This window comes from Bartonella sp. TT110JLCBS (assembly GCF_042193405.1).
Classification (GTDB): Bacteria; Pseudomonadota; Alphaproteobacteria; order Rhizobiales; family Rhizobiaceae; genus Bartonella.
This window is the reverse complement of sequence record NZ_JBHILT010000330.1, coordinates 1-521: the sequence shown is the minus strand read 5'-3', so window position 1 is coordinate 521 and position 521 is coordinate 1. Positions and strand designations below refer to the sequence as shown.

Genomic DNA, 521 nt, shown 5'->3' with positions numbered 1-521 from the left:
ATGCCATGGATAAGATTCCATTTGTATGACTGGATAAGTGGTACAGATGGAATGACGTTAGAGCAAAGGGGCGCTTATATGACGCTTCTCGTTCGCATGTACGATAAAAAAGCACCAATTAAAGAAGATTTTGAAACGCTTGCACGTGCTTGCAATTGTTCGCAGAAAAAATTTGCAGCTATTGTCGAATACTTAATGAGGAATGATAAACTTGTTGAGACAGATAATGGATTGTGGAATACGCGCGTTGAAGAAGAGCTGAACGATTTTGCTGATAAAAAAGAGCACATATCGCAAGTTCGTAGTGAGGCTGGTAAAAAAGGTGCACAAGCAAAAAATAATACAAAACAACATGTTAATAATTTTGCTGAAGCAAATGACAAGCAAAACGTTTTTTTTGCTGAAGCAAACGCTAAGCAAAATCAAGCTATAAAGAACCAGAATAAGAATATATATAAAAAAACTAAAACTAACGTTTTAGCAAAAAAAGAAATTGGTTCTGAAAGTTTAGAAACAAACGA

Annotated in this window: 1 protein-coding gene; it reads left to right on the top strand. The window is 34.9% G+C overall.

Annotated elements, in window-relative coordinates; translation table 11 throughout:
* A partial coding sequence (locus tag ACFILW_RS11160; RefSeq protein ID WP_375685871.1) for a YdaU family protein occupies positions 1-521 on the top strand: 521 nt, incomplete at both ends.